Source organism: Vibrio marinisediminis (assembly GCF_014050145.1).
GTDB lineage: Bacteria > Pseudomonadota > Gammaproteobacteria > Enterobacterales > Vibrionaceae > Vibrio > Vibrio marinisediminis.
On record NZ_JACFYF010000098.1, the window covers coordinates 1 to 334 of the forward strand.

Genomic DNA, 334 nt, shown 5'->3' on the forward strand with positions numbered 1-334 from the left:
GCTAGGTAATTCGCGAGAACGAGCACCAGTAGCTATAATTATATGGTCTGCGCTATATTCTTTTCCATCAACGTCAATTTTCTTTCCGGTTTTTAGTTTCCCGTAACCTTCAATAACATCAATTTTGTTTTTCTTCATTAGGAACTGAACTCCTTTGCTCATTCCGTCTGCAACATTACGACTACGTTTTACAACAGCGTCAAAATCTTTATCTACATCTTTAACTGTAAGTCCGTAATCTTCTGCGTGTTTTAAATATTCAAAAACTTGCGCAGATTTCAGTAATGCTTTTGTAGGAATACAACCCCAATTTAGGCAAGCGCCACCAAGATTT

The 334-nt window shown here is 37.1% G+C and carries 1 protein-coding gene; it reads right to left on the bottom strand.

Going from position 1 to position 334, the window contains the following annotated elements; all coding sequences use genetic code 11:
* Positions 1-334, bottom strand: a 334-nt coding sequence (locus tag H2O73_RS23545; protein WP_182110739.1) for an FAD-dependent oxidoreductase, incomplete at both ends; no start/stop codon positions are given.